This window comes from Nonomuraea sp. NPDC050790, assembly GCF_044456745.1.
In the GTDB taxonomy this organism is placed as follows: domain Bacteria; phylum Actinomycetota; class Actinomycetes; order Streptosporangiales; family Streptosporangiaceae; genus Nonomuraea.
In genome coordinates this window covers 155,416-178,266 of record NZ_JBITGF010000008.1, presented here as the reverse complement: position 1 = coordinate 178,266, position 22,851 = coordinate 155,416, and the positions used below count along the sequence as shown (strand labels likewise).

General features: G+C 70.9%; 26 protein-coding genes. 16 read left to right on the top strand and 10 right to left on the bottom strand.

The annotated features are described in order from the left end of the window. Nucleotides 1-58: 58 nt before the first annotated feature. Entirely contained in the window at nt 59-1,486 is a 1,428-nt protein-coding gene (gene purB / locus ACIBEJ_RS37025; RefSeq protein WP_397187593.1) for an adenylosuccinate lyase, read from the top strand. Nucleotides 1,487-1,503: 17 nt separating this feature from the next. Further along, the gene (locus ACIBEJ_RS37020; protein ID WP_397187592.1) at nt 1,504-2,208 is read left to right on the top strand and encodes a GNAT family N-acetyltransferase; all 705 of its coding nucleotides are present in this window, start codon (nt 1,504-1,506) and stop codon (nt 2,206-2,208) included. A gap of 178 nt (nt 2,209-2,386) precedes the next feature. Here ACIBEJ_RS37020 and ACIBEJ_RS37015 read toward each other — a convergent pair whose 3' ends face one another. Next, nucleotides 2,387-3,619, bottom strand: a complete 1,233-nt coding sequence (locus tag ACIBEJ_RS37015) for an isochorismate synthase MenF (RefSeq protein WP_397187591.1) — start codon at nt 3,617-3,619, stop codon at nt 2,387-2,389. A 184-nt stretch (nt 3,620-3,803) separates the two neighbouring features. Between ACIBEJ_RS37015 and ACIBEJ_RS37010 the strand changes: the two genes are divergently transcribed. Next, the gene (locus ACIBEJ_RS37010) at nt 3,804-4,598 is read left to right on the top strand and encodes a GDSL-type esterase/lipase family protein (protein WP_397187590.1); all 795 of its coding nucleotides are present in this window, start codon (nt 3,804-3,806) and stop codon (nt 4,596-4,598) included. On the opposite strand, the gene ACIBEJ_RS37005 is transcribed toward ACIBEJ_RS37010, so the two are convergent. Then, nucleotides 4,595-5,305: an HNH endonuclease family protein gene (locus ACIBEJ_RS37005; protein ID WP_397187589.1), complete on the bottom strand. Its 711-nt coding sequence runs from the start codon at nt 5,303-5,305 to the stop codon at nt 4,595-4,597. The genes ACIBEJ_RS37010 and ACIBEJ_RS37005 overlap by 4 nt on opposite strands. Before the next feature lie 60 nt (nt 5,306-5,365). Between ACIBEJ_RS37005 and ACIBEJ_RS37000 the strand changes: the two genes are divergently transcribed. From ACIBEJ_RS37000 to ACIBEJ_RS36990, 3 genes are all read left to right on the top strand, one after another. After that, nucleotides 5,366-5,752: a fluoride efflux transporter FluC gene (locus tag ACIBEJ_RS37000; protein WP_397187588.1), complete on the top strand. Its 387-nt coding sequence runs from the start codon at nt 5,366-5,368 to the stop codon at nt 5,750-5,752. Between the two features lie 5 nt (nt 5,753-5,757). Then, nucleotides 5,758-6,102, top strand: coding sequence for a fluoride efflux transporter FluC (locus ACIBEJ_RS36995; RefSeq protein ID WP_397187895.1), 345 nt, complete (start codon nt 5,758-5,760; stop codon nt 6,100-6,102). Between the two features lie 287 nt (nt 6,103-6,389). Beyond that, the gene (locus ACIBEJ_RS36990) at nt 6,390-6,833 is read left to right on the top strand and encodes a hypothetical protein (protein WP_397187587.1); all 444 of its coding nucleotides are present in this window, start codon (nt 6,390-6,392) and stop codon (nt 6,831-6,833) included. A gap of 6 nt (nt 6,834-6,839) precedes the next feature. Here ACIBEJ_RS36990 and ACIBEJ_RS36985 read toward each other — a convergent pair whose 3' ends face one another. Then, nucleotides 6,840-7,436 carry an NAD(P)-dependent oxidoreductase gene (locus tag ACIBEJ_RS36985; RefSeq protein ID WP_397187586.1) on the bottom strand — a complete coding sequence of 199 codons (597 nt, stop codon included), beginning with the start codon at nt 7,434-7,436 and terminating at the stop codon, nt 6,840-6,842. Between the two features lie 83 nt (nt 7,437-7,519). Between ACIBEJ_RS36985 and ACIBEJ_RS36980 the strand changes: the two genes are divergently transcribed. From ACIBEJ_RS36980 to ACIBEJ_RS36965, 4 genes are all read left to right on the top strand, one after another. Continuing rightward, a complete protein-coding gene (locus ACIBEJ_RS36980) occupies nt 7,520-8,122 on the top strand; it encodes a PadR family transcriptional regulator (RefSeq protein WP_397187585.1) in 603 nt (200 codons plus the stop codon). Between the two features lie 115 nt (nt 8,123-8,237). After that, complete coding sequence (locus tag ACIBEJ_RS36975; protein WP_397187584.1) at nt 8,238-8,621, top strand: SgcJ/EcaC family oxidoreductase; 384 nt, start codon at nt 8,238-8,240, stop codon at nt 8,619-8,621. Then, entirely contained in the window at nt 8,618-9,016 is a 399-nt protein-coding gene (locus tag ACIBEJ_RS36970) for a hypothetical protein (RefSeq protein WP_397187583.1), read from the top strand. Before ACIBEJ_RS36975 ends, ACIBEJ_RS36970 begins: the two co-directional genes overlap by 4 nt. Nucleotides 9,017-9,168: 152 nt before the next feature. Continuing rightward, complete coding sequence (locus ACIBEJ_RS36965) at nt 9,169-9,909, top strand: TetR/AcrR family transcriptional regulator (protein ID WP_397187582.1); 741 nt, start codon at nt 9,169-9,171, stop codon at nt 9,907-9,909. 363 nt (nt 9,910-10,272) lie between these two features. Here ACIBEJ_RS36965 and ACIBEJ_RS36960 read toward each other — a convergent pair whose 3' ends face one another. Then, entirely contained in the window at nt 10,273-10,623 is a 351-nt protein-coding gene (locus ACIBEJ_RS36960; RefSeq protein ID WP_397187581.1) for a TetR-like C-terminal domain-containing protein, read from the bottom strand. Nucleotides 10,624-10,685: 62 nt separating this feature from the next. Between ACIBEJ_RS36960 and ACIBEJ_RS36955 the strand changes: the two genes are divergently transcribed. The 3 genes from ACIBEJ_RS36955 to ACIBEJ_RS36945 all read left to right on the top strand — a co-directional run bounded on the left by ACIBEJ_RS36955 (nt 10,686) and on the right by ACIBEJ_RS36945 (nt 13,641). Further along, entirely contained in the window at nt 10,686-11,411 is a 726-nt protein-coding gene (locus ACIBEJ_RS36955; protein ID WP_397187580.1) for a DinB family protein, read from the top strand. Between the two features lie 473 nt (nt 11,412-11,884). After that, the gene (locus ACIBEJ_RS36950; protein WP_397187579.1) at nt 11,885-12,316 is read left to right on the top strand and encodes an MmcQ/YjbR family DNA-binding protein; all 432 of its coding nucleotides are present in this window, start codon (nt 11,885-11,887) and stop codon (nt 12,314-12,316) included. 413 nt (nt 12,317-12,729) lie between these two features. Continuing rightward, complete coding sequence (locus ACIBEJ_RS36945) at nt 12,730-13,641, top strand: S1C family serine protease (RefSeq protein ID WP_397187578.1); 912 nt, start codon at nt 12,730-12,732, stop codon at nt 13,639-13,641. 1 nt (nt 13,642) lies between these two features. Here ACIBEJ_RS36945 and ACIBEJ_RS36940 read toward each other — a convergent pair whose 3' ends face one another. From ACIBEJ_RS36940 to ACIBEJ_RS36925, 4 genes are all read right to left on the bottom strand, one after another. Next, nucleotides 13,643-14,914, bottom strand: a complete 1,272-nt coding sequence (locus ACIBEJ_RS36940) for a glycosyltransferase family 4 protein (RefSeq protein ID WP_397187577.1) — start codon at nt 14,912-14,914, stop codon at nt 13,643-13,645. 150 nt (nt 14,915-15,064) lie between these two features. Then, complete coding sequence (locus ACIBEJ_RS36935; RefSeq protein ID WP_397187576.1) at nt 15,065-18,166, bottom strand: S41 family peptidase; 3,102 nt, start codon at nt 18,164-18,166, stop codon at nt 15,065-15,067. Between the two features lie 70 nt (nt 18,167-18,236). Continuing rightward, nucleotides 18,237-18,362: a hypothetical protein gene (locus ACIBEJ_RS36930; protein WP_397187575.1), complete on the bottom strand. Its 126-nt coding sequence runs from the start codon at nt 18,360-18,362 to the stop codon at nt 18,237-18,239. 87 nt (nt 18,363-18,449) lie between these two features. Continuing rightward, nucleotides 18,450-18,716, bottom strand: a complete 267-nt coding sequence (locus tag ACIBEJ_RS36925) for a DUF3040 domain-containing protein (RefSeq protein ID WP_397187574.1) — start codon at nt 18,714-18,716, stop codon at nt 18,450-18,452. A 133-nt stretch (nt 18,717-18,849) separates the two neighbouring features. On the opposite strand from ACIBEJ_RS36925, the gene ACIBEJ_RS36920 reads away from it, so the two are divergent. Next, nucleotides 18,850-19,878: an Rv2578c family radical SAM protein gene (locus ACIBEJ_RS36920; RefSeq protein WP_397187573.1), complete on the top strand. Its 1,029-nt coding sequence runs from the start codon at nt 18,850-18,852 to the stop codon at nt 19,876-19,878. 193 nt (nt 19,879-20,071) lie between these two features. On the opposite strand, the gene ACIBEJ_RS36915 is transcribed toward ACIBEJ_RS36920, so the two are convergent. Further along, nucleotides 20,072-21,031: an AraC family transcriptional regulator gene (locus tag ACIBEJ_RS36915; RefSeq protein ID WP_397187572.1), complete on the bottom strand. Its 960-nt coding sequence runs from the start codon at nt 21,029-21,031 to the stop codon at nt 20,072-20,074. A gap of 71 nt (nt 21,032-21,102) precedes the next feature. Here ACIBEJ_RS36915 and ACIBEJ_RS36910 point away from each other — a divergent pair, with 71 nt between their 5' ends. Further along, on the top strand, nt 21,103-21,954 hold the full coding sequence (locus tag ACIBEJ_RS36910; protein WP_397187571.1) for an SDR family oxidoreductase: 852 nt from the start codon (nt 21,103-21,105) through the stop codon (nt 21,952-21,954). Beyond that, complete coding sequence (locus ACIBEJ_RS36905; protein ID WP_397187570.1) at nt 21,954-22,361, top strand: DUF4440 domain-containing protein; 408 nt, start codon at nt 21,954-21,956, stop codon at nt 22,359-22,361. The genes ACIBEJ_RS36910 and ACIBEJ_RS36905 overlap by 1 nt, the downstream gene beginning before the upstream one ends. Before the next feature lie 3 nt (nt 22,362-22,364). On the opposite strand, the gene ACIBEJ_RS36900 is transcribed toward ACIBEJ_RS36905, so the two are convergent. Beyond that, the gene (locus tag ACIBEJ_RS36900; RefSeq protein WP_397187569.1) at nt 22,365-22,844 is read right to left on the bottom strand and encodes an SRPBCC family protein; all 480 of its coding nucleotides are present in this window, start codon (nt 22,842-22,844) and stop codon (nt 22,365-22,367) included. Nucleotides 22,845-22,851: the final 7 nt, after the last annotated feature.

Here is a 22,851-nt window from a genome sequence, read left to right as displayed (position 1 = left end):
GTACGGCGGGCCGGGGCGGCGTGCTCCGGCAGGTGGCCGCACCATAGACTCATGGAACGTGACTAAGCCGCGTATCCCCAATGTCCTGGCCGCTCGCTACGCCTCCCCCGAGCTGGCCCGCCTGTGGTCTCCCGAGTACAAGGTCGTCGCCGAGCGGCGGCTTTGGCTGGCGGTGCTGCGGGCGCAGGCGGAGCTGGGCGTGGCGGTGCCGGAGGGCGCGGTCGCCGACTACGAGAAGGTGCTGGAGGACGTCGACCTGGCCTCGATCGCCGAGCGGGAGCGGGTCAGCCGGCACGACGTGAAGGCGCGGATCGAGGAGTTCAACGCGCTGGCCGGTCACGAGCAGGTCCACAAGGGGATGACCTCACGTGACCTGACGGAGAACGTCGAGCAGCTCCAGATCCGCGACAGCCTGCTGCTGGCACGCGAGCGCACGGTGGCGTTGCTGGCGCGCCTGGCGACGCTGGCGGAGGAGCACGAGGCCACGGTGATGGCCGGCCGTTCCCACAACGTGGCGGCGCAGGCGACGACGCTGGGCAAGCGGTTCGCGAGCGCGGCCGACGAACTGCTGGTGGCGTACGCGCGGCTGGAGGAGCTGATCGCCCGCTATCCGCTGCGCGGGATCAAGGGGCCGGTCGGGACCGCGCAGGACATGCTGGACCTGCTGGGCGGTGACCGGGGGAAGCTGGCGGAGCTGGAGAACCGGGTCGCGACGCACCTGGGGTTCGAGCGGCGGTTCACCTCGGTGGGACAGGTGTATCCGCGGTCGCTGGACTACGAGGTGGTGACGGCGCTGGTGCAGCTCGCCGGCGCGCCGTCGTCGCTGGCCAAGACGATCCGGCTGATGGCCGGGCACGAGCTGGTGACCGAGGGGTTCAAGGAGGGGCAGGTCGGCTCGTCGGCGATGCCGCACAAGATGAACACGCGCTCGTGCGAGCGGGTCAACGGGCTGACGGTGATCCTGCGCGGTTACGCCTCGATGACGGGGGAGCTGGCGGGCGACCAGTGGAACGAGGGCGACGTGTCGTGCTCGGTGGTGCGCAGGGTGGCGCTGCCCGACGCGTTCTTCGCCTTCGACGGGCTGGTGGAGACGATGCTGACGGTGCTGGACGAGTTCGGCGCCTTCCCCGCGGTGATCGCCGCCGAGCTGGACCGCTACCTGCCGTTCCTGGCGACGACGAAGATGCTGATGGCGGCGGTGCGGGCCGGGGTGGGCCGAGAGCAGGCGCACGAGCTGATCAAGGAGCACGCCGTGGCGGCGGCGCTGGCGATGCGTTCGGAGGGGATCGGCAACGAACTGCTGGAGCGTCTGGCCGCCGACGAACGATTCCCGCTGGACCGGGCGTCGTTGGAGGCGCTGCTGGCCGACCGCGTCTCCTTCACCGGCGCGGCGGCCGACCAGGTGGAGTCGGTCTCGCAGCGTGTGGGCCGCGTGGTGGCGGCTCATCCGGAGGCGGCGGCGTACCGTCCCGGCTCGATCCTGTGATCAGGGAGCTGACCTCTGTGGAGGAGGTGAGGGCCGCCTGCGGCGACGACGACCTGCTCATGTGGACGGCCCAGGGCCTGCGGGCGGGCGCCCGGTCGTGGTCGCTGGCGGGCGCGGTGGTGAGCGCCGCCCCGTCCCTGGCCCGTCACCACCGCCTGGCCGTCTGGGGCGACACGACGAGCGCGATCTCCCTGGTACGCCACGCGTGGGCCGAACTGGGCCCGGCCTACCGCCCGCTGGGCGACACCCGGACGATCACGGACCTGGCGTCGAAGATCGACGGCTTGGAAGTGGCAGGCGAGTTCTCCTGGATGAGCCTGAATACGGCACCGCCGACGAACGACCCCGACGTGACCTGGTTACACGACGAGACGGAGGTGGCCACCCTGCTGAGTACCTCCGCCCCGAACTCCTACGCGGCCCCAGGCACCCCGGGCGTGACCCGCTGGGCGGGCTTGAGAGTGGACGGCAAACTGGCGGCGGTGGCCGCGGACGCCTGGAGCGCCCCTGACGTGGGCTTTCTGGCGGGGGTGGCGACGGATGCGGAGTTCCGCGGCCGCGGCCTGGGCGAGCGAATCTGCCGATGGACCTCGCAAGAGCTGGTACGCGCCCACGGCAGGGCAGCTCTCATGGTGGACGACGACAACGGCCCGGCGCTGGGCGTGTACCGGCGAATCGGCTACATCCGCCGCAGAATCGCGGCAGCGTCCCTGGCCGGATAAGCCGGGTAAGCCGGGTAAGGGTGGGGTTTCCCGTCCAGGTGGCCAAGGGGGCGCCGTTGCGGTGCCCGGCCCGTCCGACGTGAGAAGCGATCCCCCCGACCTGCGCGCGCCGACGTCGGCGGGTGGCGTGGGGGTGGCCGGCCGTAAAGGATAAAGGGGGTTCTGGCGGTTATGGCGGTTATGGCCCCTCGAGTGCGTACTGCATGACGCGAAATTTCGCCTGGGCCTCGGCGAGTTCGAGGGCTGGGTCGCTGGTGGACATGATGCCGCCGCCGGCGAACAGGCGGGCGTTGCGGCCGTCGATCTGGGCCGAGCGCAGTGCGATGCCCCACTCGCCGTCGCCGTTGGCGTCGATCCAGCCCACCGGGCCCGCGTAGCCCGCGCGGTCCATGCCCTCGAGTTCGCGGATGACGGACAGCGCGGTGTCGGTCGGGGTGCCGCCGACGGCGGCGGTGGGGTGCATGGCGGCCACCACGTCCAGGACGGAGGCGCCGTCGGCCAGGCGGCCGGTCACGTGGCTGGCCAGGTGCTGGACGTTGGGCAGCACGAGGAGTTCGGGCTCGTCGGGGGTCTGCAGGGCCGAGCAGAGCGGGGCCAGCGTGTCGCGGACGCTGGCGATGGCGCACTCGTGCTCGTGGCGGTCCTTGGCGCTGGCGAACAGCGCGGCGCCGCGGGCCAGGTCGTCGGAGGGGCTGGTGCCGCGCGGGGTGGTGCCGGCCAGGACGAGCGACTCGATCTCCTGGCCGGTGCGGCGGATGAGGAGCTCGGGCGTGGCGCCGACCAGGCCGGCCACGGAGAAGGTGTAGCAGTCGGGGTAGCGGGCGGCCAGGCGGGCCAGCAGCAGCCGGACGTCGATGGCGCGCTCGGCGGTGGCGAGCAGGTCGCGGGCCAGGACGACCTTCTCCAGTTCGCCGTCGCGGATGCGCTGGGCGGCGCGGGCGACGATGGTCTCCCATTCGAGCGCGGTGAGGCTGCCGTCGCCGTAGCTGATGCGGCCGGGCGTGCGGGTCGGGCTGAAGCGTTCGAGCGGCGCGTCGCCGATCGTGGTGAGCCAGGCGTGGCCGTCGCGGCGGGCCAGTACGGCCTGCGGCACGACGAGGGTGGAGCCGGGGGAGTCCTCGTCGAAGGTGAAGGTGCCGAACGCCACGGGTCCGGTGCCCGGCGTGCCCACGTCGTCGCGGACGGCGGCGTGGCCGAAGACGTCGGTGAGCCACTCGCGGGCCCAGGCGAAGCGCCCGGGGCCCGGTGGCACGGCGACGCGGGCGGCTTCTCCCCAGCCGACCAGTCCTTCTCCGTGCCGGATCCACGCGTAGGGCGCGGTCTTGGGCAGGGATTGCAGCAGGTCGCCGGGGTCGCCTACCGAGGTGGTGCGAACCGGCAGAGGGCGGGTGATTCCGAGCGCGACACTCACTCAAGACACTCTATGCGGGAACTGAACACGTTCGACTCCCGGCCCCGTGAATGACCGGTTACGGACCATGAACGCGAAAACTTTCCCCCGTTGGGGATCGGGCGTGTCAAGCGGCGATGCGAAGTGGGTGTGGAGGGAGCCGTTCGTCTGGTGGGCTGGCAACGGCCGATCTACCTTTGTGGCCATGATCACGCCTTTCGCCGCGGTCGCGGTGCTGGTGTCCGGTTCGATCGTCGCTCCGGTTCCGCAGGTCATGGCGGCGCTGGGGGATTCGATCACGTCGGGATTCAACGCGTGCGGGTGGTACGTCTCGTGCACGTCGCGCTCGTGGGCGGCGGGCGCAGACCGCTCGGTCGGCAGTCATTTCACCCGGCTGGGGATGAAGGACGGCAATCTCAACTTCGCGGTGCCGGGCTCGACGAGCGCCGATCTGCGCGGGCAGGTGGGTCAGGCGGTGGCGGCGAAGGCGGAATATGTGACGATTCTCATTGGCGCCCAGGACGTGTGCGGCGGCGGCACGGAGAAGACGATGACGCCGGTGCCGGTGTTCGAGCGGCGGGTGGAGCAGTCGCTGGAGGCGTTGCGGGCGGGCCTGCCGGGGGCGCGGGTGTTCGTGGCGACGATCCCGGACCTGCGGCGGCTGTGGCAGGCGGGCAAGGACAACCCGATCGCGCGCACGTTCTGGACGCTGGGGCGGATCTGCCGGCCGATGCTGGCCGCGCCGGCCTCGACCAAGCGCAAGGACGTGGAACGGCGGGCCCGGGTGCGCCAGCGGGTGGTGGACTTCAACCGGGTGCTGGAACGCTCCTGCGCCCGTTACGGGCCCAACTGCCGCACTGACGGCGGGGCGGTGTTCTCCTTCCCGTACACGCTGGATCACATCAGCAAGTGGGACTTCTTCCATCCGAACGCGGCCGGGCAGAAGGCGCTGGCCGAGCAGACGTTCAAGCACGGCTTCGACTGGGCGGACGCGCGTTAGCGGCACTGGTCGAGCATGGTTTGCTTGTCGGTGCGGGTGACGGGCACGTCGTACTTGACCGCGACCTGGGCGAAGCGGGTGACGTAGGCGCAGCGGATGCGGCGCTGGGGCGGCAGCCAGGCGGCGGGTCCCGATCCGTCCTTCTCCTCGTTGGCGCGGCCGTCGACGGGCAGGAGGTTGAGGGGGTCGTTGGCGAAGTCGAGGCGCTTGGACTCAGGCCAGGACTTGGCGGCCATGCGCCAGCCGTAGGAGAGCGGGACGACGTGGTCGACCTGGATCTCGTCGGCGTCGGCGACGCGCCAGTCGATGGCCCGGCCGGTGTAGGGGTCGTCCAGGGTCAGCGACAGGACGGTGCAGCCGGCGCGGACGACGTCGCGGCCGTCGCGGGCGAGCAGGTCGTCGCGGGTGCGGCAGCCGTTGCCCGCGTAGGGGACGCCGGGTGCGGAGTCGGCCCAGTTGCCGCCGTAGTTGGTGCGCCGGTAGCCGGTGCTGGAGCCGCGGGCCTTGACGCGGAGCCGGCCGATGAGGGCGCGGGCGTCCTTCTTGTCGGCATGGCTGGTGAGGGGCGCCAGGCTCGGGCCGGTGCCGGAGGTGTTGGCCAGGGGGCTGGCGGCGCTCGCGCCGGCCTCGGTGTTCTCGGTGGTGCCGAGCAAGGAAACGATCATGACGCCGCCCGCGAGGAGGGCGACCGCGTCCCGTGTGCTCAAGGAGCCTCCGTAGGCTTGGCCTCTTCTTGGTGAATTCCCATGATCGCCTGCTTTGACACGATGAGGGAGGGTGTTGTGGGGCAGTGGCGGGTGCTCGGCGCGGTCTCGCTGGGCGGGGTGATCGGGTCGCTGGCGCGCTTCTGGCTGCAGTCGTGGTGGCCGTCGGTGTGGGCGACCCTGGTGATCAACGTGGTGGGCTGCCTGCTGATCGGGATGCTCATGGTGGCGGTGCCGAGGATGCACCGGCTGGCGCGGCCGTTCCTGGGGGTCGGGGTGCTGGGGGGTTTCACGACGTTCTCGGGTTACGTGGTGGACGCGCGGTTCCTGGCGGGGGAGGGGGCGTACGGGCTCGCGGCCCTCTATCTCGCCGTGACGATGGCGGGCGCGGTCGCGGCGACCTGGTCCGGGGTACGGCTCGCGCGGCTGCTGGCCGGGTGGGCGGCGTGAACGTCATGCTGGTGGCGCTCGGGGCGGCGGTGGGGGCGCCGCTGCGCTTCCTGCTGGACCGGGCCGTGCAGAGGTGGGCGGGGACCGCGTTCCCGTGGGGGACGCTCGTGGTGAACGTGCTCGGCTCCGCCGTCCTGGGCTTCCTGGTGGCCTGGCCCGCGGGTGAGGGGCTGATGGCGCTGGCGGGCACCGGGTTGTGCGGGGCGCTGAGCACCTATTCGACGCTGGGGTATGAGACGCTGCGGCTGGCCGAGGACGGCGCGCGGCCGGCGGCCGTGGGCAACGCGGTGCTCAGCGTGGCGGCCGGGCTGGGCGCCGCCGCAGCCGGGGCGGCCCTCGCGCACGCCTAGTCGTGTCGCGCTGCGAAACAGAACGGAATCCGGCGCGGGCCGCCTTCGGGGGCAGGGAAACGTTCGGCTCGCTGACCAGCAGGGATCCACCGCGCACGCTCAGGACCCGCTGATGATGTGCACAGGCGCTGTGGCCCAGAGTTACAACCCCGGCCTGCTGCTGACTGCGCAGCAGGTGCAGTTCACCGCCTCGATCGGGTATGCCACCTGCCTGGGCGATCCCGACGTCTTCAGCGGCTTCGCACTCCATGCCGTACCCGTCGCCCCAGCCGACGTTGCCGTAGTCGGTGCTCGTGATGATCTGGTCGTCGACGGCCTTGGGGGTCGCTCTCGCTGGCGACGTGGACGATGACCGGCGCATGGTCGCGCAGGCCGGCCAGCGCCTCCTGGAGTTGCCCGGCCGGCCAGGACCGCTCTCCTCCGAGATCGCGGCCAAGCTCGTCATCTCCACTGGTAAGGACAAGACAGCAATCCTTCTGTCGCCAGCGTCTTCGATCGAGATCGAACCAGCCATCTCGCCCGTCTTGAACTGGCAGAACTCGCATCAACCGCCTGAAAGCAGGTTGGCCGGCAAGGTCTGTGGCCCAGGGCCTGCGTGGTCGGCAGCGGTGGCTGAGGCGTTTCGGCCTGCCGGGCTGCCGTGGTCGTCTGCGGATACGCCGGCGATCTGGACGGCCACCGAGCTGTCACCCGGTCGGAGGGCGCCGTTGCTGGATGGTGGCGTCGTATGAGCGAGGCTATCGGGGGCCGCAGATGCCGAGGGCCTTGCCGATCAGGGCGGGGTCCTCGACGGTGTCGAGCAGCGCCATCGCGTAGTCGGCGCGCGAGAGCTGCATCGCGCCGCCCGTGGCGTTGGCCTCGAAGTCGATGTGCACACGTCCGGCGGGTGGCTTGTCGTTGAGCATCGTGGCGCGGGCGATGCTCCAGTCGAGGCCGCTGACCTGCAGCATGCCCTCGGCGCGTGCGAGGTCGGCGTACGCTTCGCGGAAGAACAGCCAGGCCAGGGAGACCGCGAGCCGAGGCCGGGTGGCGGGCACGGAGCGGCTGCTCGTCATCACCACCCGCCGTACGTCGTGCTCGTGCATTGCGGTGATGAGGGTGGCGGCGATCTGGCTGCCGCCGACCGCGGCGATGACGGCGTCCTGTCCCTGTACGGCCCGGCGTACGGTCTCGAGGTCGTGCGCGTCGCCCTGGTGCACGCCTGCCAGCCCGGCGCGGTCGGCGAGCAGGTCCGGCCTGCGGGCGAAGGCAGTGATCTCGTGTCCGCGCTTGACGCCTTGCGTCAGGACGTATTTTCCGGTCCGGCCGGTCGAGCCGATGACCATGATCTTCATCTTAGAGCCTCCTTCAATATGGCGATTTGCACTATAACCCCAACCTTAAGCTATAGTGCAAATCGCACTAAGAAAGGAGAGTCATGGCACGACGTCCCGACCTGGTCGGCCTGACCGTGCTGGCCATGCTGTCGGTACGTCCCGGCCACCCGTACGAACTGCACCGCTTCATCATCGACACGCACAAGGACTACGTGACGGGACTGCCGAGAAGCCTCTACCACGCCGTCGACAAGCTGGCCGGCCAGGAACTGATCGTCCCCGTCGAGACCAGCAGGGAAGGCCGCCGGCCCGAACGCACGATCTACGAGATCACCGACGAGGGCCGCCGCGAGCTGGCAACCAGGCTCCGGGCGCTCCTGGACGACCCGGGCGGCGAGCGGCGCGTCTTCACCGCGGCCGTCTCGCTCATCGGCGTTCTTCCGGTGCCCGACGCGCTGCAGTCCCTGCGCACCAGGGCGGCGGCACTCGACGGAAACCTCACCGGGCTCAACGCTCACCTGAAGGCATTGCGCGACAGCGGCCTGCCCGAGGTCCTGACGATCGAGCTCGACTACGAGCAGGCCCTGACCAAGGCCGAGCTGGCCTGGATCGGGCAGCTCATCGCCCGCCTGGAGTCGGGCGAACTCCACTGGTCGGACACCCTCAACCGCGACCAGCTGGGAAACGTCCTCGACGCATCGTAGAAAAAGGCTGTCAGGGTGCGCCAACACCCTGACAGCCGGACATCAGAAACAAGGCGCCTGCCCTGCCTGAAGTCGCAACCTCAGGATAGGCGCCGCAACCACAAGGAGTTGCGCCATGTCCGCCAACGCGGAGATCATCACCATGCTCACCCGCCTGGCCGAAGCGTGGAACGCAGGTGACGCCACCGCCTACGCCACGCTGTTCACCGAAGACGCCGACTACGTCTCCTTCGACGGCACACACACCCGGGGGCGGCAAGCCATCGAGTCCTCGCACCGATGGCTGTTCGAGGGGCCGCTCAAGGGCTCCACCATGCCCGCCCCCTACAGCGGCGACGTCCAGGTCAAGCCGCTGGCCGACGGCGCCGCGCTGGTGATCTCCCAGGGCGGCACCGCCGTGGACGGCCGCCTGCGCGACTCCATCGTCACCTTCACCGCCGTCGACACCCCCGAAGGCCGGCGCTTCGCCTCCTTCCAGAACACCAGGGTGACGTCGTGACGAAGAAGAAGCTGCTCGTCGAGGTGGCCGGGCTCATCCAGGCGCCGGTCGCCCAGACCTGGGACGCCCTGGCCGACGAACTGCTGCCCGGCGGCAGGCGCTCCGGCCGCTTCACCGTCGAAGACGCCCCCGGCCACACTTCCACCGCAGAGGTGACCGGTCACACCATCTCCCTACAGGGCGGCTGGTGGTACCGGGGCGAGTGGAGCGTCGAACCGCACCCCACGGGCACGCTGCTCGTGCACCGTGTCTTCAACGTGGCGCGCCGGGCGCGCTGGGGCGTGCCGCTCGCCAACCGCATGTTCGTCGGTTTCGCCGACAGTACGCGTGCGGCCTTCATGGAGAAACTCTCCCGAATAGGACATCGCCTGAGCTGTCCCACCGGTCCCGCCTGAGCGTCAACGGGTCCCTCCGCCCGATGCCCGTCAGATCGGCGTAGTCCGTGGTGACAGGGTCTCCACCCTGATCTCCCTACGCCCCTCACATCCGCACGGCCAGTGGCGGTAACCCAGCGTTCGTCAGCCCACTCTCGCCACTGGCCCATCCGTTGCTGCTCAAGCCCCTGTCCCAGCCGTGGGGGCGAACCTGTCCGCACGCGGGGTTCCCCGACCGCCCCTGGCGTAAATCCCGCAAGACCTCCTCATCCCGGAAGCCGCTCAGCCGCCGGCTGATCGTCGAGGCCGGTCTGCGGATCCTCGACGCCGAGGGGATGGACGCGCTGAGCATGCGCAGGGTCGCCCAGGAGCTCGGCACGGGCCCGGCCTCGTTCTACGCCCACATGGCGAACAAGGACGAGCTGCTGGAGTTGGTCTACGATCAGATCCTGGGGGAGATCCGGATCCCCGAGCCCGATCCGGAGCACTGGCGGGAGCGGCTGCGGGAGCTGGCGCTGGAGTCGTTTCGCGTGCTGACAGCCCACGCCGACATCGCCAAGGTCGCCCTCGCGAACATCCCGACCACCCCCAACGCGCTCAGGACGGCCGAGCGAATGCTCGCGATCATGCTGGTCGGCGGGCTGCCGCCGCGGATAGCGGCCTGGGGGGCCGACCTCCTCTGCCTCCACATCTCGGCCGACGCCTCTAAGCGCTCGACACACCCCGCACGCCACAGCGATGCCGGCGAAAAGTTCGGGCAGGTCCGCGATTTCTACACCAACCTGCCCCCCGACCGGTTCCCGCTCCTGTCCGGCTACGTCGAGGTGATGGGGAACGGCGCCTGCCGCCAACGGTTCGGGTTCGGCCTCGACCTGATACTGGACGGCCTCGCAAAATACGTTCAGCGCCCCTGACCAAGGCGACAACGAAGCTCCGCGGCAGCCGGCTGCCGACCCGCGCCGTCGACCAGCCGCTGGATGAGCTCGCGACCGTCATCTCAAAACACTGTCCGCGATGAATTTCGCGATATGACGCAGCTTGCCGATCCTGCCGTCGCGGTCGAGTCCTTCAACTGTCCGATGTGTGGGGTGCTGGCGGGTAGCGCGCGTCACCACTCATGAAACATCCCGGCCCGGGGGACCGCTCCGCAACGCCCTGTCCCGTACAGCTCGCCCGACCTGTGGAGAGGATCGGAGCGGATTCGAAGTCGACTGGGCCGTGGTCGAGGCGGCGTTGCAGAGCGTGACGATCGGGTTGGCTGTGCCCTACGCATTTGATCAGCCGGTATGCCCTGCGATCAGTGCCGAGGCGGAGATGGCGGCCTCTCGTCTGGCGGTCCCGAGGGGGTCCGCAAGGTCGTCCAGCACGCCTTGGGCGAGGAACACCGCGTGGCCGTGGGCGCTGGCCGCGATAGCCGGAATTAGTCGACGTGCCCGGTGCTCATCGCCGCACAGGGCTCGGGCCGGCGCAGAGAGTTCGGTGAACAGCGCCTGGCCGGCCGCAGCGAGTTCGGGAAAGCGGGCCTTGTCCAATCCGGCGGCGAACATGAGCTCGAACAGAGCTGGATGGTCGGCGGCGAACTGGACATAGGCGGTGGCGAACGCTGTCAGTTGGGCCGACCGCACCATGGGATGGAGGTCGCGGGGTCAGGGAGGCCGGCTTGTCAGTACTCGGCCCTAGCATGCCGAGCATGAACATGAAGCGGTATGTCGACGAGGACCTGCACGGTGCGGAGTTCCGCGAGTGCGATCTGACCGGGGCACGCCTGATCGGCGTCGTCATGCAGGACGCCGTGATCGACGGGCTTGTCACCAACCTCGTGGTGAACGGGGTCGAGGTCACCGAGTACGTCGAGGCAGAGCTCGACCGGCGTAATCCGGTGCGGCTGCTGATCCGCTCCGAGGACCCTGCCGATCTGCGCGAGGCAGCGCGTCAGCTCCATGCCGGCTGGGCCGCCACGATCGAGCGAATCCGTCGTAGGCCCGGCATCGAGCGCCGCAGCGTGAACGACGAGTGGTCGGCCGTGCAGACGATGCGCCACCTGGTCTTCGTCCACGACTCGTGGTTGCGCCGCTGCTGCCTGGGCTCGACGGAGCTGTTCACGCCGATGGGCATCGGGACGACCGTCGAGCCCTACCGTGGAGCGCACGGGCTTGACCTCGCGCTCGATCCGTCCCTAGACGACATTGTGAGCGTGCGTGACGCACAGGCCGCCGAGCTCGAGGCCTGGCTCGGCAAGGTCACCGCTGAGCAGCTCGCCGGGCGAGCGCCGGTGCCCGACGACGATGTCTGGCCGCCGTACGCCCGGGGCCGCTCGGTGCGGCAGTGCCTCGGCACGGTGCTCAACGAGACCTTCGAGCACCACCGCTTCTGCGTCCGCGATCTCGACTTGATCGAGGCACAGGACGCTGAGTAGGACCGGCTACGGACTCACGCGGCACTTCTCGAGCATGCGGCGGACCTGAGCTAGGTGCGGGCGGCCCGCCGGGAGGGCGGCGAACTCGTAGAGGTGCCGCCGCCTGGAGGTCGGCGATGCGGTCCATCAGTGCGGTCGAATCCCGGGAACAACGACTTCGCCCAACCCTGCCGGCGGTCACATGCCACGAACAATCGTGGACCGATCTCGGCCGCTGTCGAGTGGCATTCCAAGAGGCCGCCACGTGCCTCACCCGGTGTTGATCAAGTCAGCGAGAGTGCCACTTGACGCTGATGCATCACCGAAGGTCTCCGCCGCCTCTGCCTCAGGGCCTTGAGCGTTCCGGCTGTTCAGCGGTTGATGATCGGTAAGGCATGTCAGGCACGTGGGTCAGCCGCCAGGACGATGTCGACGTGGTTCAGGCTCATGGCGGGCATCATGTACGAGAGCACCGACGATTTTGGGAGACGCCGATGCCGGACAGCCCCGACGTGCCGGACGACGTCCTCGACCGCCTGCGCGCGCTGTGTCTCGCACTCCCCGGCGTCTACGAGGAACAGGCCTGGGTCGGCACCCGCTGGCTGGTCCGCAAGAAGACCTTCGCCCACGTCCTCGGCATCAGCGACGAGTACCCGCCCGCCTACACCCGCGACGCGCCGTTCGTCGGGGATGCCACCGTCCTGACCTTCCGCTCCGGCGGTGCCGAGCTCGCCGCGCTCGTCGGCACCGGCCACCCGTTCTACAAACCGAGGTGGCACTCGCAGGTCGTGGGCATGGTGATCGAACCGGACGCGGACTGGGACGAGATCGCCGAGCTGCTCATCGAGAGCTACTGCCTGCGGGCCCCGAAGAAGCTGGCGGCACAGGCTCCCCGGCCAGGTCCCGCGGCCGGCGGACCGGGCTGAATCACGGGAACACCGGGCACGCCAGGGCAGCGCGGCACGGACGTGGTCGGTCGCCACGGGCCGGCCACGAAACCCGCCGACCTCCAACTGCGCGAGCACTCCGGCGACCGCTGCCTCGTCCTGGCCGGGGGCGATGTCGGACAGCAGACCGGCTCGATCGACGGGCTCGCCACGGGCCATCAGGTCAACGACGATGGCCGGGGCGGTCTGCGGAGGTCCGGCGTTCATCCGAAAGGCTCCTTGGGGTTGGCGCAACCGGTAGGACGTTTCGTTCCGTCTGCCCGCTGCCTCGAAGGCCTGAGGCAGCAGGCAGGCAAACCCTGTGCCAGAGATCCGGGGTCAGACAGCAGGGGGGTGCGGCCTACCGGGTGAGGAGTTAGCGTGTAATCCTGTAATCAGCGAAGGAGCGCGCGATGGCGGATCCCCTCGACGCCTACTCTCAAGTGGTCTCCTCCGTCGCCGCGGAGCTGCTGCCCAAGGTGGCCGGCGTACGGGCGGGACGCAACAGCGGCTCGGCGGTGGTGTTCACCTCCGACGGGTTCCTGCTCACGAACGCGCACGTGGTGGGCTCGGCGCGCGGCGGCACGGTCGCCTTCGCCGACGGCGCGGTGGAGGAGTTCGCCGTGGTGGGCCGCGACCCCCTCTCGGACCTGGCGGTGATCAGGGCGCAGGGGCCTACGCCCGAGCCCGCGGTCCTGGGCGACAGCGACAAGCTCGTGGTGGGGCAGCTCGTCGTGGCCGTCGGCAACCCGCTCGGGCTGGCCGGCTCGGTGACGGCCGGCGTGGTCTCGGGGCTGGGCCGTTCGCTGCCCGCACGGGCCGGGTCGGCGGTACGGATGATCGAGGACGTCATCCAGACCGACGCCGCCCTCAACCCCGGCAACTCCGGCGGCGCTCTGGCCGACTCGCGGGCCCGGGTGGTGGGCGTCAACACCGCCGTGGCCGGGATGGGGGTCGGGCTGGCCGTACCCATGAACAGCACGACACGCTCGATCATCGCGGCGCTCATCCGCGACGGACGGGTACGGCGGGCCTTCCTCGGCCTGGTGACCTCGCCCGCGCCGCTGCCGGAGCCGCTGCGCAGGCGCACCGGGCAGGCGGCGGCACTGCGCGTGGTGGAGGTCGTGGCGGGCTCGCCCGCCGAGCGCGCCGGGCTGCGGCCGGGCGACCTGGTGCTGAGCGCCGGCCGTACCCCGGTCGGCGACGCGCAGAGCCTGCAACGGCTCATGTTCGCCGACGCGATCGGACGGCCGCTGCCGATCACCGTCTACCGCAACGGCGCGCTCGTGGACGTGATCGCCGAGCCGCTGGAGCTGACCGTCTGACCTATGCGACGGGCTTGGGCACGTAGGTGCCGTTGCGGCGGGCCAGCAGCTCCTCCATGAGGTCGTCCCACTGGCGGCCGACGGCGTCCACCTCGTAGGTACGGGCGGTCTCCAGGGCGCCCGCGGCCAGGGAGCGGCGCAGGTGCTCGTCCTCGATCACGCGCAGGATCGAGGCGGCGAGGTTGTCGTTGGTGCGCGGCTTGACCAGCAGCCCGTCGCTCTCGTGGGTGATCATCTCCTTGGGGCCGTGCGGGCTGTTGAAGCTGACGATGGCCAGCCCCTTGGCCATGGCCTCCAGGATCGTCATCGGGAAGCCCTCGTGCCGCGAGCTGAGCACGAAGATCGACGCCTTCTCCAGCTCGGCGCCCACGTCCTGGGTGGGTCCCGGCAGCTCGACCTTGTCCTCCAGCCCGGCCTCGGCGATCTGGGTGCGCAGGTTGTCGAGCTGGGGGCCGTCGCCGAAGATGCGCAGCTTCCAGTCGGGGTGGAGCTTGGCGATCTGCTCCCAGGCGGTGATGAGGCGGTGGAAGCCCTTGAGCCGGGTGATGCGGCCCACGGCGACGACGAGCTTGGCGTCGAGCTTGGCCTGGCCGCCGTTCATCGGCGGCACCGCGTTCGGGATGCGCACCAGCCGCCTGGGCCGCTTGGGCAGCGTGTTGCGGTAGTCGCGCAGGTCGGCCTTGGTGAGGGTGACCAGGGCGTCGAAGCGGCGGTAGCGCCACTTGATGAGCGCCTGCAGCGCCTCGGGCTTGGCGTTGAGCCCGACGTGCTCCTGCGCAATCGTGATCACGTTGGGGTTGGCGAGCTGCGCCATGGCCAGGTTGAGGCCGGGCCGGGTGCCCATGAGGACGCCGGTGTCGAGCGAGCGGATGTAGCGGGCGAGCTGGATGTCGGTCCAGGCGTTGAAGCGGTGGGCCGCCGACTCCCCCTCCGGGATCAGGCGGCTGGGCATCTTCGACAGCATGGCGCGCACGCCGCGGCGCGGCTTGAGCCGGTCGTCGAGGAAGCGGAACTTCACGCGCTCGTCGACGGGGAAGAACGGGTGCTCGGCCTCCTTGAGGATGGAGACGATCTCGACGTCGCGCCCGGTGGCGGCCAGGTAGCTGGCCAGGTTGAACACCGTCCTGATCGTGCCGCCCATGCCGTTGGCGTGCAGGAGCAGGATGCGGATCGTCCCGATGGAGGGAGGCGGAGCATTGCGCTGCCTGCGCCGGTTGTACCCCCTGTACAGCCGGGCCGCCGCTGCCTTCCCCTTGCGTGCCAGTGCGCGCACTTTTTACTTGTCCCCTCGTCCGGTCTCATGACACACGAGGCCGGTGACGGAACGTTCCCGCCACCGGCTCCAGGATCTGTGTAGTCGGAGTAGCGCCGGTATCCCCGTGGCACTGCCCCTTCTATGACCTTTTAGACGCTGTTCACCCCGTCAAGGTTGCACGTGAGTTGCGGGTGTGTGCGGTGGTTTGCGTTCGAGCAGGTCGAGGGCGATGTCGATCGCCCTCTCCAACTGGGTGTCGACCCCGGCCGCGTAGTCCTGCGGGGTGATGTCCACCTCGATGTCGGGATCGGTGCCGTAGTTCTCCACCTTCCATCCGACGTCGTCGAAGGCGAAGGAGAACTCCGGCTGCGTGGTGACGGTGCCGTCGGCCAGTCGGTGGCGCGGCCAGATGCCGACGACGCCGCCCCATGTGCGCTTGCCGATGAGCGGGCCGAGGCCGAGGAGCTTGAAGGTGTGGCTGAAGATGTCGCCGTCGGAGGCGGCCCACTCGTTGGTGAGGGCGACCAGCGGGCCGCGCGGCGACTCCGGCGGGTACGGCTCCGGGTGCCCCCAGCGCGGGTAGTCGTAGCCCAGGCGGCGCCGGGCCAGCTTCTCCAGCAGCAGGGCCGAGACGCTGCCGCCGCCGTTGAAGCGCACGTCCACGACCAGGGCGTGGCGGTCGTACTCGGCCAGGAACCCGCGGTGGAACTCGGCGAACCCCGTCGTGCTCATGTCGGGCACGTGCAGGTAGCCGACGCGTCCCCCCGAGCGCTGGTGGCAGCGGGCGCGGTTGAGGTTGACCCAGTCGCGGTAGCGGGCGGGCTGCTCGTCGGCGATGGCCTTGACGGTGGCGGTGAAGGTGTCCTCGCCGCGGCGCAGCGTCAGCTCCACCTCCTGGTCGGCCTGGTTGACCAGGCGCTCGTTCGGGGTGGTCTCGGCGCCGATGGGGTGCCCGTTGATCGCCAGTACGGCGTCGCCCCGCCGTACGTCCAGACCCATGCGGTTGAGCGGCGAGGTGGCCTCGGGGTCCCACGGGTCGCCGGTGACGATGGCGCCGATGTGGTAGACGCCGTCGCGGTAGTCCCAGTCGACGCCCAGCTTGCCCTGGCTGTAGTCGGGGCCCGGACGGTACTCGCCGCCGCTCTCGTAGGCGTGGCTGGTGGCCAGCTCGCCGTGCAGCTCCCACAGCAGGTCGGAGAACTCGCCCCGGGTGCTGACCCGGTCGACCAGCGGCAGGTAGCGCTCGTAGACCGCCTGCCAGTCGACGCCGGACATGTCGGCGGTCCAGAAGTTCTCCCGCTGCAGCCGCCACGCCTCGCGGAACATCTGCCGCCACTCGTGCTCGGGCCACACCGAGACCTTGACGCGGTTCAGGTCGATCCAGCCGCTCTCCCGGCCGGGCGGGTCGTCGTCGTGCTCGGGCGCCTCCCCGGCCTTGACCACGCGCAGCCGCGAGTCGGCCCGGTAGAGGAGCGTCTTGTGGTCGCGGGCCAGCTCCAGATCGGTGACGCCTTCGGCGAACGTCTCGTTCTTGGCCTTGGCGAAGTCGTACAGGTGCAGGACCGGCTCGCCCTCCAGCGGGCTGGACAGGATGAGCGCCTTGCCGTGCAAAGCGGCTACCCGCTCGTACCGGCCCTCGGGCAGCGGGAAGGCGGTGACCCGGTGGGCCAGCCCCTCGGCGTCCACGCGCAGGGGCGGCGGGTCGTCCTGCTCGTCCTCCTCCTCGTCGTCTTTGGACTCCAGCGGGCGGGGCTGCGGCACGAAGGGGTCGGGCGCGTCGCGCTGCAGCGAGATCGCGTACGGGCGGGTGCCCAGCGGGAAGCCGAGGTCGAACTGGAGCTGGTCCCAGACCGGCGAGAAGGTGCGCTGGCCGATGAAGTAGAGGTAGCGGCCGTCCGGGTCGAAGCACGGGGCGCCGTCTTCGAGGATGGGCTCGCTGGCCTGCAGCGTCCGGCCCGAGTCCGGGTGATGGAGCTTGATGGCGGTGGTCTGGGCGTTGAGGGGGCTGGCGTAGGCCAGCCACGTGCCGTCGGCCGACCAGGCGGGGTCGTGCGGTGCCGCGTGCGGGTTGTCCTCGACGAGCGTCGAGCGGCCGGTGCCGAGGTCGAGCAGGTGGAGCTCGCCCCGGTGGTTAGTGACGGCCACCCGGTCGTGGGCGGGGTCGGGGACCAGCTCGTTGACGCGGCCCAGCTCGGCCAGGTCGGTGGCGGAGTCCGGGCCGATGAGCGTGACGGTCTCGTCGCCGTCGGCGCCGCTGGCCGCCGCGACCAGCCGCTCGCCGTCGTTGAGCCAGGTCAGATGGCGGTAGCGCACGCCGTGGGGCGCGCCGTGCTGGCGGACCGGGCCCTCCCAGGCGGCCATCGTGTACGCCTTGCCGCGCGTGGTGAGCGCCAGCGTGGTGCCGTCCGGGCCCAGGGTGGCGCTGTCGAGGTAGTCGGCCGCCTCGACGAAGCGGCGGTTGCGCTGGGTGCGGGAGGAGGCCAGCCGTACGTCGATCTTGCGGGAGTCCTCGGCGCCCGGTGCGAGCAGGTAGAGGTCGGCTCCGGCGTGGTAGACGAGGTGGTGGCCGTCGCTGGTGAGGTTGCGGGCGTAGTAGTCGGCGTGGTGGGTGTGGCGCCGCAGGTCCTGGCCGGAGGGGGTGCAGGAGTAGACGTTGCCGGTGCCCTCGTGGTCGGACAGGAAGTAGACGCGCTCGCCGCCCCAGCAAGGTGAGGCGAGGTTGCCGGGCAGCTTGACCAGGCGGCGGAAGTCGCCGTGGCCGTCGGGGTCGATCCACAGGTCGCCCGCGGTGCCGCCCCGGTAGCGCTTCCACCGCGCGGGGTCGGCGGTGTTGCGGCCAAGGACGATCATGTGGTGCGGGCCGTGCGCGATGGAGTTGGCGGGGCCGTACGGCAGGCGGTGCGGGACCCCTCCCGGGGCGACCCGGTGCAGCCATTTGCGGCCCTCGAACGGCTGGCAGGCGTCGCTGGCGTACAGGATGCCGCCCTCGTGGTCCCAGCCGGTGACGGTGCAGCGGGCGCCGTGGTAGGTCAGACGGGTGGCGGCGCCGCCCTCGGCGGGCATGACGTAGACCTCCTCCGGGCCCTCCTCGCGGCCGACGAAGGCGAGCTGGTCGCCCCTGGGGGAGATGCGGGGGTAGGTGGCCTCGGCCAGCCCGGCGGTGAGACGGAAGGCGCGCCCGCCCTGGGCGGAGACCATCCAGAGGTCGTCCTCGGCGGCGAAGACGACGACGTCCTGGAAGACGGCGGGGAAGCGCAGGTAGGCGGGCATCGTCTCTCCGTGGTCAGACAGCCGGGACGCGAGTGTCCCGGCTGTCTGATCATTTCAGTGGCGGCGGCTCTTACGCTTCTTCCGCGGGTTTGCGCGTTTCCTGGCGCTTGGCGGCCTTGGCCTGCCTGGTGGCCTTGATCGTGGCCTTCTTGGCCTTGCCGGACTTGGCCGCCGGTTTCTTGCGCTGCTCGGTCATTGCTCTCCCCCGATGTCATGGCTGTGCCAGATACGACATCGTTAATACCCATTCACCCCACAAAAGCGACATTTCGCTTATGTCTGGTCAGAACGCCAGGGCGGCGGCCTCGTTGCGCAGCACGAGGATGAGCAGGGTGGCCACGAGCGTGGCGATGAGCAGCCAGCTCACCATGATGATGACCGTGGAGCGGCGCGGACGGCGGCGGGGGAGTGACTCCGCGTTGGCCCTGGCCTCGCTGCGGCGGGCGCGCTCGTTGAAGGACTCCAAACGCGCGACGAGCCGTGGGTCCTCGTCGACGAGGTGGCGCTCGATCTGGGCCAGCAACCTCTCCTCGTCCTGCGACCAGGCCATGGTGCACCTCCGGAACGCAAGCTCTGTTACGGCTTTCTGCCCAACCATGAAGATCATTAGCCGTGATCTTGCCAGGTAATTGTGCGCTCTTTTGCTTTGCGATCTTTGTCGAACCTCTGTTCTAATCAATGTCATGCGCTGGGACAACCTGCGGCTCACCGGAGCCGACGACCGTGATCCTGCGGTGCCGCTGTTCGCCGAGGAGGCGGTGACGCGGAGATTCGACACGCCCGAATTCCGGGGGATGACCTTCTTCGAGGTACGCGCCCGCTCGATCATCAGCCGGGTCCCCGCCACGAGCCGCATGTCGTTCCAGTACACGATCAACCCCTACCGGGGCTGCTCCCACGCCTGCCGCTACTGCTTCGCCCGCAACACCCACACCTACCTCGACCTCGACGCGGGGCTCGACTTCGACTCCAAGGTCGTGGTGAAGGTCAACGCGCCCGAGCTGACCCGCCGCGAGCTGGCCGCGCCCCGCTGGACGGGCGCGCACGTGGCGATGGGCACCAACGTCGACTGCTACCAGCGGGCCGAGGGCCGCTATGGCCTGATGCGCGGCATCCTCGCGGCGCTGCGCGACGCCGCCAACCCCTTCTCCATCCTGACCAAGGGCACGCTCATCCTGCGCGACCTCGACCTGCTCACCGAGGCGGCGCAGGTGACCGACGTGGCCGTGAACGTGTCGGTCGGCTTCGTCGACGAGCAGGTCTGGCGCACGGTCGAGCCCGGCACCCCGCACCCCGAACGCCGCCTGGCCGCCTGCGCCCGCCTCAACGCCGCCGGAATCCGCTGCGGCGTGCTGATGGCCCCCGTGCTGCCGTACCTGACCGACTCGCCGGCCGAGCTGTCCCGCACGGTCGAGCGCGTCGCCGCCGCGGGCGCGGTGCACGTGACGCCGCTGGTCCTGCACCTGCGGCCGGGGGCGCGGGAGTGGTACCTGGGCTGGCTGGCCCGCGAACACCCCCGCCTGGTCCCGCGCTACCAGGAGCTCTACGGCAGAGGCGCCTACGCTCCGCGCGCCTACCAGGAGCGCGTCACCGCCCAGGTCAAGGACCTGGCCCGCCGCCACGGCCTCGGCAGAACCGGCCCCAGCGGCCCCCGCCGCCTCCCCACCCCACCCCCCGCACCCGCCGTGCCCGAACAACTCACCCTCCTCTAGCCCCGCCCCCGGATCGCCCGCCCGGACCTTTCTCCGACACGGCGTCACCACGCTCGGCCGCGAGACAGCGAGACAGCGAGACAGCGAGACAGCGAGACCGGGTGCCGGGCGAATCGCCCCCCGCGCCTGGACCGTCGCCCGTGCCTGGACTGTCACGCGTGGCTGGGTGGTCCGCTGGGGGTGGAGGTGCTGTTCAGTGGTCTGGGCGCGGGCCGGCCAGTGGTGGTGTGAGGCGGTATTCGCCGGGCGTCACGCCGTACCACTGACGGAAGGCCAGGTGGAAGCCGACCGGCGAGCCGTACCCCACGCGCTCGCTGATCCGGTTGTGGGCCAGGTCCGTCTCGGACAGCAGCCGCGCGGCCTCCTGCATGCGGCGCGCCGTCAGGTGGCGCATGGGCGCCTGCCCGACCAGGCGGCGGAAGGTCGCGGCGAAGGAAGAACGGGACATGCCGGCCTCGGCGGCGAGCGCCTCCACGGTCCACTGCTCGGCGAAGCGGGTCTGGACGGTGTGCAGTGCGGCGGCCACGCCGGGGTGGCGCAGCGCGTCCAGGACCGCCGCCCCGGCCGGGAGCGCGGAGCCGGGCGCCTCCAGCGCGGCACGCAACGCCAGCACGAACACCAGCTCGAAGGCGCGCAGGGCGACGAGCCGGGCGCCGGGCGCGGCGGTGTCCCACTCGCCCGCCAGCCGCTCCAGCGTGGCCCCGAGCAGCGGATGGGACCGCAGCCGCGCGCTCTCCAGCACGAACATCGGCGGCAACGCCTGGTAGAGAGGGGTGGCGGCGGCGTGGTCGTAGTGGAGCCCGCCGCACAGCATGACGGTCCGCGCGCCCGGCCCGTCGATCTCGACCGTGCGCACGCCGCCGGGCCGGCGTTCGGGAAGAACCCGGCTCAGCGGTACGGTGGCCCGCCCCGGCCGGTCGGCCAGCCGGTGGGCGCTGCCGTGCGGGAAGACGGCCAGATCGCCCGTGGCGAGGGTGACGGGCGGGTGACCGGGCAGTTCGACGGTGCACGAGCCCTGGTCGACGTAGTGCAGCAGCGCGCAGCTCTCCCGCCGCCCCGCCACGCCCCAGGGCGCGCGGGCCTCCCAGCGGCTGTGGAAGACGCCGTGCAGCCGGAGCGGGGCGAGCAGGTCGCTGAGCAGGTCCCCATCCAACGGACGATCCTTAAAGATTTCGAGAGCATGCTTTATGGAGCGTATCCCGTTTCGCGGGCAGGCTGACGTGCATGACCTTCCTTGTGCTGAACGCCGCCGGCGCCCAGGGCGGCGCCATCGCCCGCCGCCTGCTGGCCGAGGGCCTGCCCGTGCGTGCCTTCACCCGTGGGGGCCGCCCTCCGCAGGGGGCGCGGCCGTTCACCGGCGATCTGGCGGACGGCGCGGCGGTGAAGGCGGCCTTCGACGGCGTCACCCATGCCTCGGTGATGCTGCCCATGGTCTACGACCCCGAGACCGTGGCCGGGTATGTCCGCAACGTGCGGGACGCGGCGCTGGCGGCGGGGGTGCGGCGGCTGGTGTTCAACACCGGAAACCGCCTGCCCGCCCGCGACAGCGGCCTGCCCGCCTTCGAGACCCGCCGCCTGGCCGGGGACGAACTGCGCGCCGCCGGGCTGCCGGTCGTGGAGCTTCGCCCGCCGATCTACCTCGACAACCTGGCCGCCCCGTGGGTCGCGGCCCCTCTGGCGGCCGAGGGCGTCCTGGCCTACCCGCTGCCCGCCGACCTGCCCGTGGCGTGGCTGTCGCACGCCGACCTGGCCGAGATCACGCTCGCCGCGCTGACCCTCGACGGGCTGGAGGGGAGGATCCTGGACGTCGGCGCCGCCGAGGCCGTCACCGGAGCGGACCTGGCCGCCGCGATCGGCGCCCGCTATGAGGCCCAGGACCCTGACGCCTTCGAGACGCCCCTCGCGACGCTCGCGGGCCCGGCCACCGCCGCGGCGGTCGCCGCCACCTACCGCTGGGCCGCCGTCGACCGCGCCCTGCTCGCCGCCGCCCCCGCCGCTCTGGACCTCCTGAGCGTACGGCCGGCCACCCCCACCGCCTGGCTCACGAGACGACACGAACCGGCGGGGCGAGCCTGATGGCGGCGCGTGCCGTGGCGGCGGGGGAGGACCTGGTGGCGGTGCGGGAGGAGGTCGTCCGGCATCACGAGGTGATCGAGCGGTGGCTGTCGGGGGAGCCGGGGCAGGGGTTCGAGGAGTTCGAGCGGGCCCACGCCGAAGGCTTCACCCTGGCCGGGCCCGACGGGCGTACCCTGGACCGCGGCCAGGTGCTGCGGCAGGTGCGCGAGCTGCGCGGCGCGGCGCCCGGGCTGCGGATCGAGATCCGGGACGTGCGCGTGGTGGCGGCGGAGGGCGCGTTGCTGGTGGCCGCCTACGAGGAGTGGCAGCAGGACGGCGCCCGCGGCTCCACGGCCGTGCTCCGCAGGGAGGACGGCGGGCTGCGCTGGCTGCACCTGCACGAGACCTGGCTGCCCGCGCCCGCGTGAGCGCTACGACGAGGGCAGCGGCTCGCCGGTCTCCAGCAGGGTCTTGAGGCCCGACAGCACCGACGGCCAGCCCTCGCTGATCATGCCCAGGAGCGTGCTGTCCGGCGCGAAGCCGTCGTGGATCACGGTGAGCTTCACCGTCTCGCCCACCTGCTCCAGGTCGAAGGAGACCTTGGTACGCGGCTCCGCGCTGATGGCGGCCAGCGTCTCCTGCGACACCCCGGCGCCCTCGGCCCACTCGGGGGTGAAGGTGTGCCAGGTGTAGGCCAGGCGCCGGTAAGGGTCCGACTCCAGCACGACCTGCGCGGGATCGCTGGTCTTGCGGCCGTTCTCCTCCCACGTCATCGGCGAGCCCACGGCCCAGTCGGTGTCGAAGGTGACACCCCAGTACCGCCGGGTGAAGGCGGGGTCGGTCAGCGCCTGCCAGAGGCGCTCGGGCGTGGTGCGGATGTAGGTGATGTAGACGAACTGCGGCTTGCTCATGAGTGGC

Coding starts and splice junctions, on each gene's coding strand:
- ACIBEJ_RS37010 (WP_397187590.1), top strand. CDS start 3,804: ATGATCACGCCTTTCGCCGCGGTCGCGGTGCTGGTGTCCGGTTCGATC.
- ACIBEJ_RS37000 (WP_397187588.1), top strand. CDS start 5,366: ATGAGGGAGGGTGTTGTGGGGCAGTGGCGGGTGCTCGGCGCGGTCTCG.
- ACIBEJ_RS36995 (WP_397187895.1), top strand. CDS start 5,758: ATGCTGGTGGCGCTCGGGGCGGCGGTGGGGGCGCCGCTGCGCTTCCTG.
- ACIBEJ_RS36985 (WP_397187586.1), bottom strand. CDS start 7,436: ATGAAGATCATGGTCATCGGCTCGACCGGCCGGACCGGAAAATACGTC.
- ACIBEJ_RS36980 (WP_397187585.1), top strand. CDS start 7,520: ATGGCACGACGTCCCGACCTGGTCGGCCTGACCGTGCTGGCCATGCTG.
- ACIBEJ_RS36975 (WP_397187584.1), top strand. CDS start 8,238: ATGTCCGCCAACGCGGAGATCATCACCATGCTCACCCGCCTGGCCGAA.
- ACIBEJ_RS36960 (WP_397187581.1), bottom strand. CDS start 10,623: ATGGTGCGGTCGGCCCAACTGACAGCGTTCGCCACCGCCTATGTCCAG.
- ACIBEJ_RS36955 (WP_397187580.1), top strand. CDS start 10,686: ATGAACATGAAGCGGTATGTCGACGAGGACCTGCACGGTGCGGAGTTC.
- ACIBEJ_RS36950 (WP_397187579.1), top strand. CDS start 11,885: ATGCCGGACAGCCCCGACGTGCCGGACGACGTCCTCGACCGCCTGCGC.
- ACIBEJ_RS36945 (WP_397187578.1), top strand. CDS start 12,730: ATGGCGGATCCCCTCGACGCCTACTCTCAAGTGGTCTCCTCCGTCGCC.
- ACIBEJ_RS36935 (WP_397187576.1), bottom strand. CDS start 18,166: ATGCCCGCCTACCTGCGCTTCCCCGCCGTCTTCCAGGACGTCGTCGTC.
- ACIBEJ_RS36930 (WP_397187575.1), bottom strand. CDS start 18,362: ATGACCGAGCAGCGCAAGAAACCGGCGGCCAAGTCCGGCAAGGCCAAG.
- ACIBEJ_RS36925 (WP_397187574.1), bottom strand. CDS start 18,716: ATGGCCTGGTCGCAGGACGAGGAGAGGTTGCTGGCCCAGATCGAGCGC.
- ACIBEJ_RS36920 (WP_397187573.1), top strand. CDS start 18,850: ATGCGCTGGGACAACCTGCGGCTCACCGGAGCCGACGACCGTGATCCT.
- ACIBEJ_RS36910 (WP_397187571.1), top strand. CDS start 21,103: ATGACCTTCCTTGTGCTGAACGCCGCCGGCGCCCAGGGCGGCGCCATC.
- ACIBEJ_RS36905 (WP_397187570.1), top strand. CDS start 21,954: ATGGCGGCGCGTGCCGTGGCGGCGGGGGAGGACCTGGTGGCGGTGCGG.
- ACIBEJ_RS36900 (WP_397187569.1), bottom strand. CDS start 22,844: ATGAGCAAGCCGCAGTTCGTCTACATCACCTACATCCGCACCACGCCC.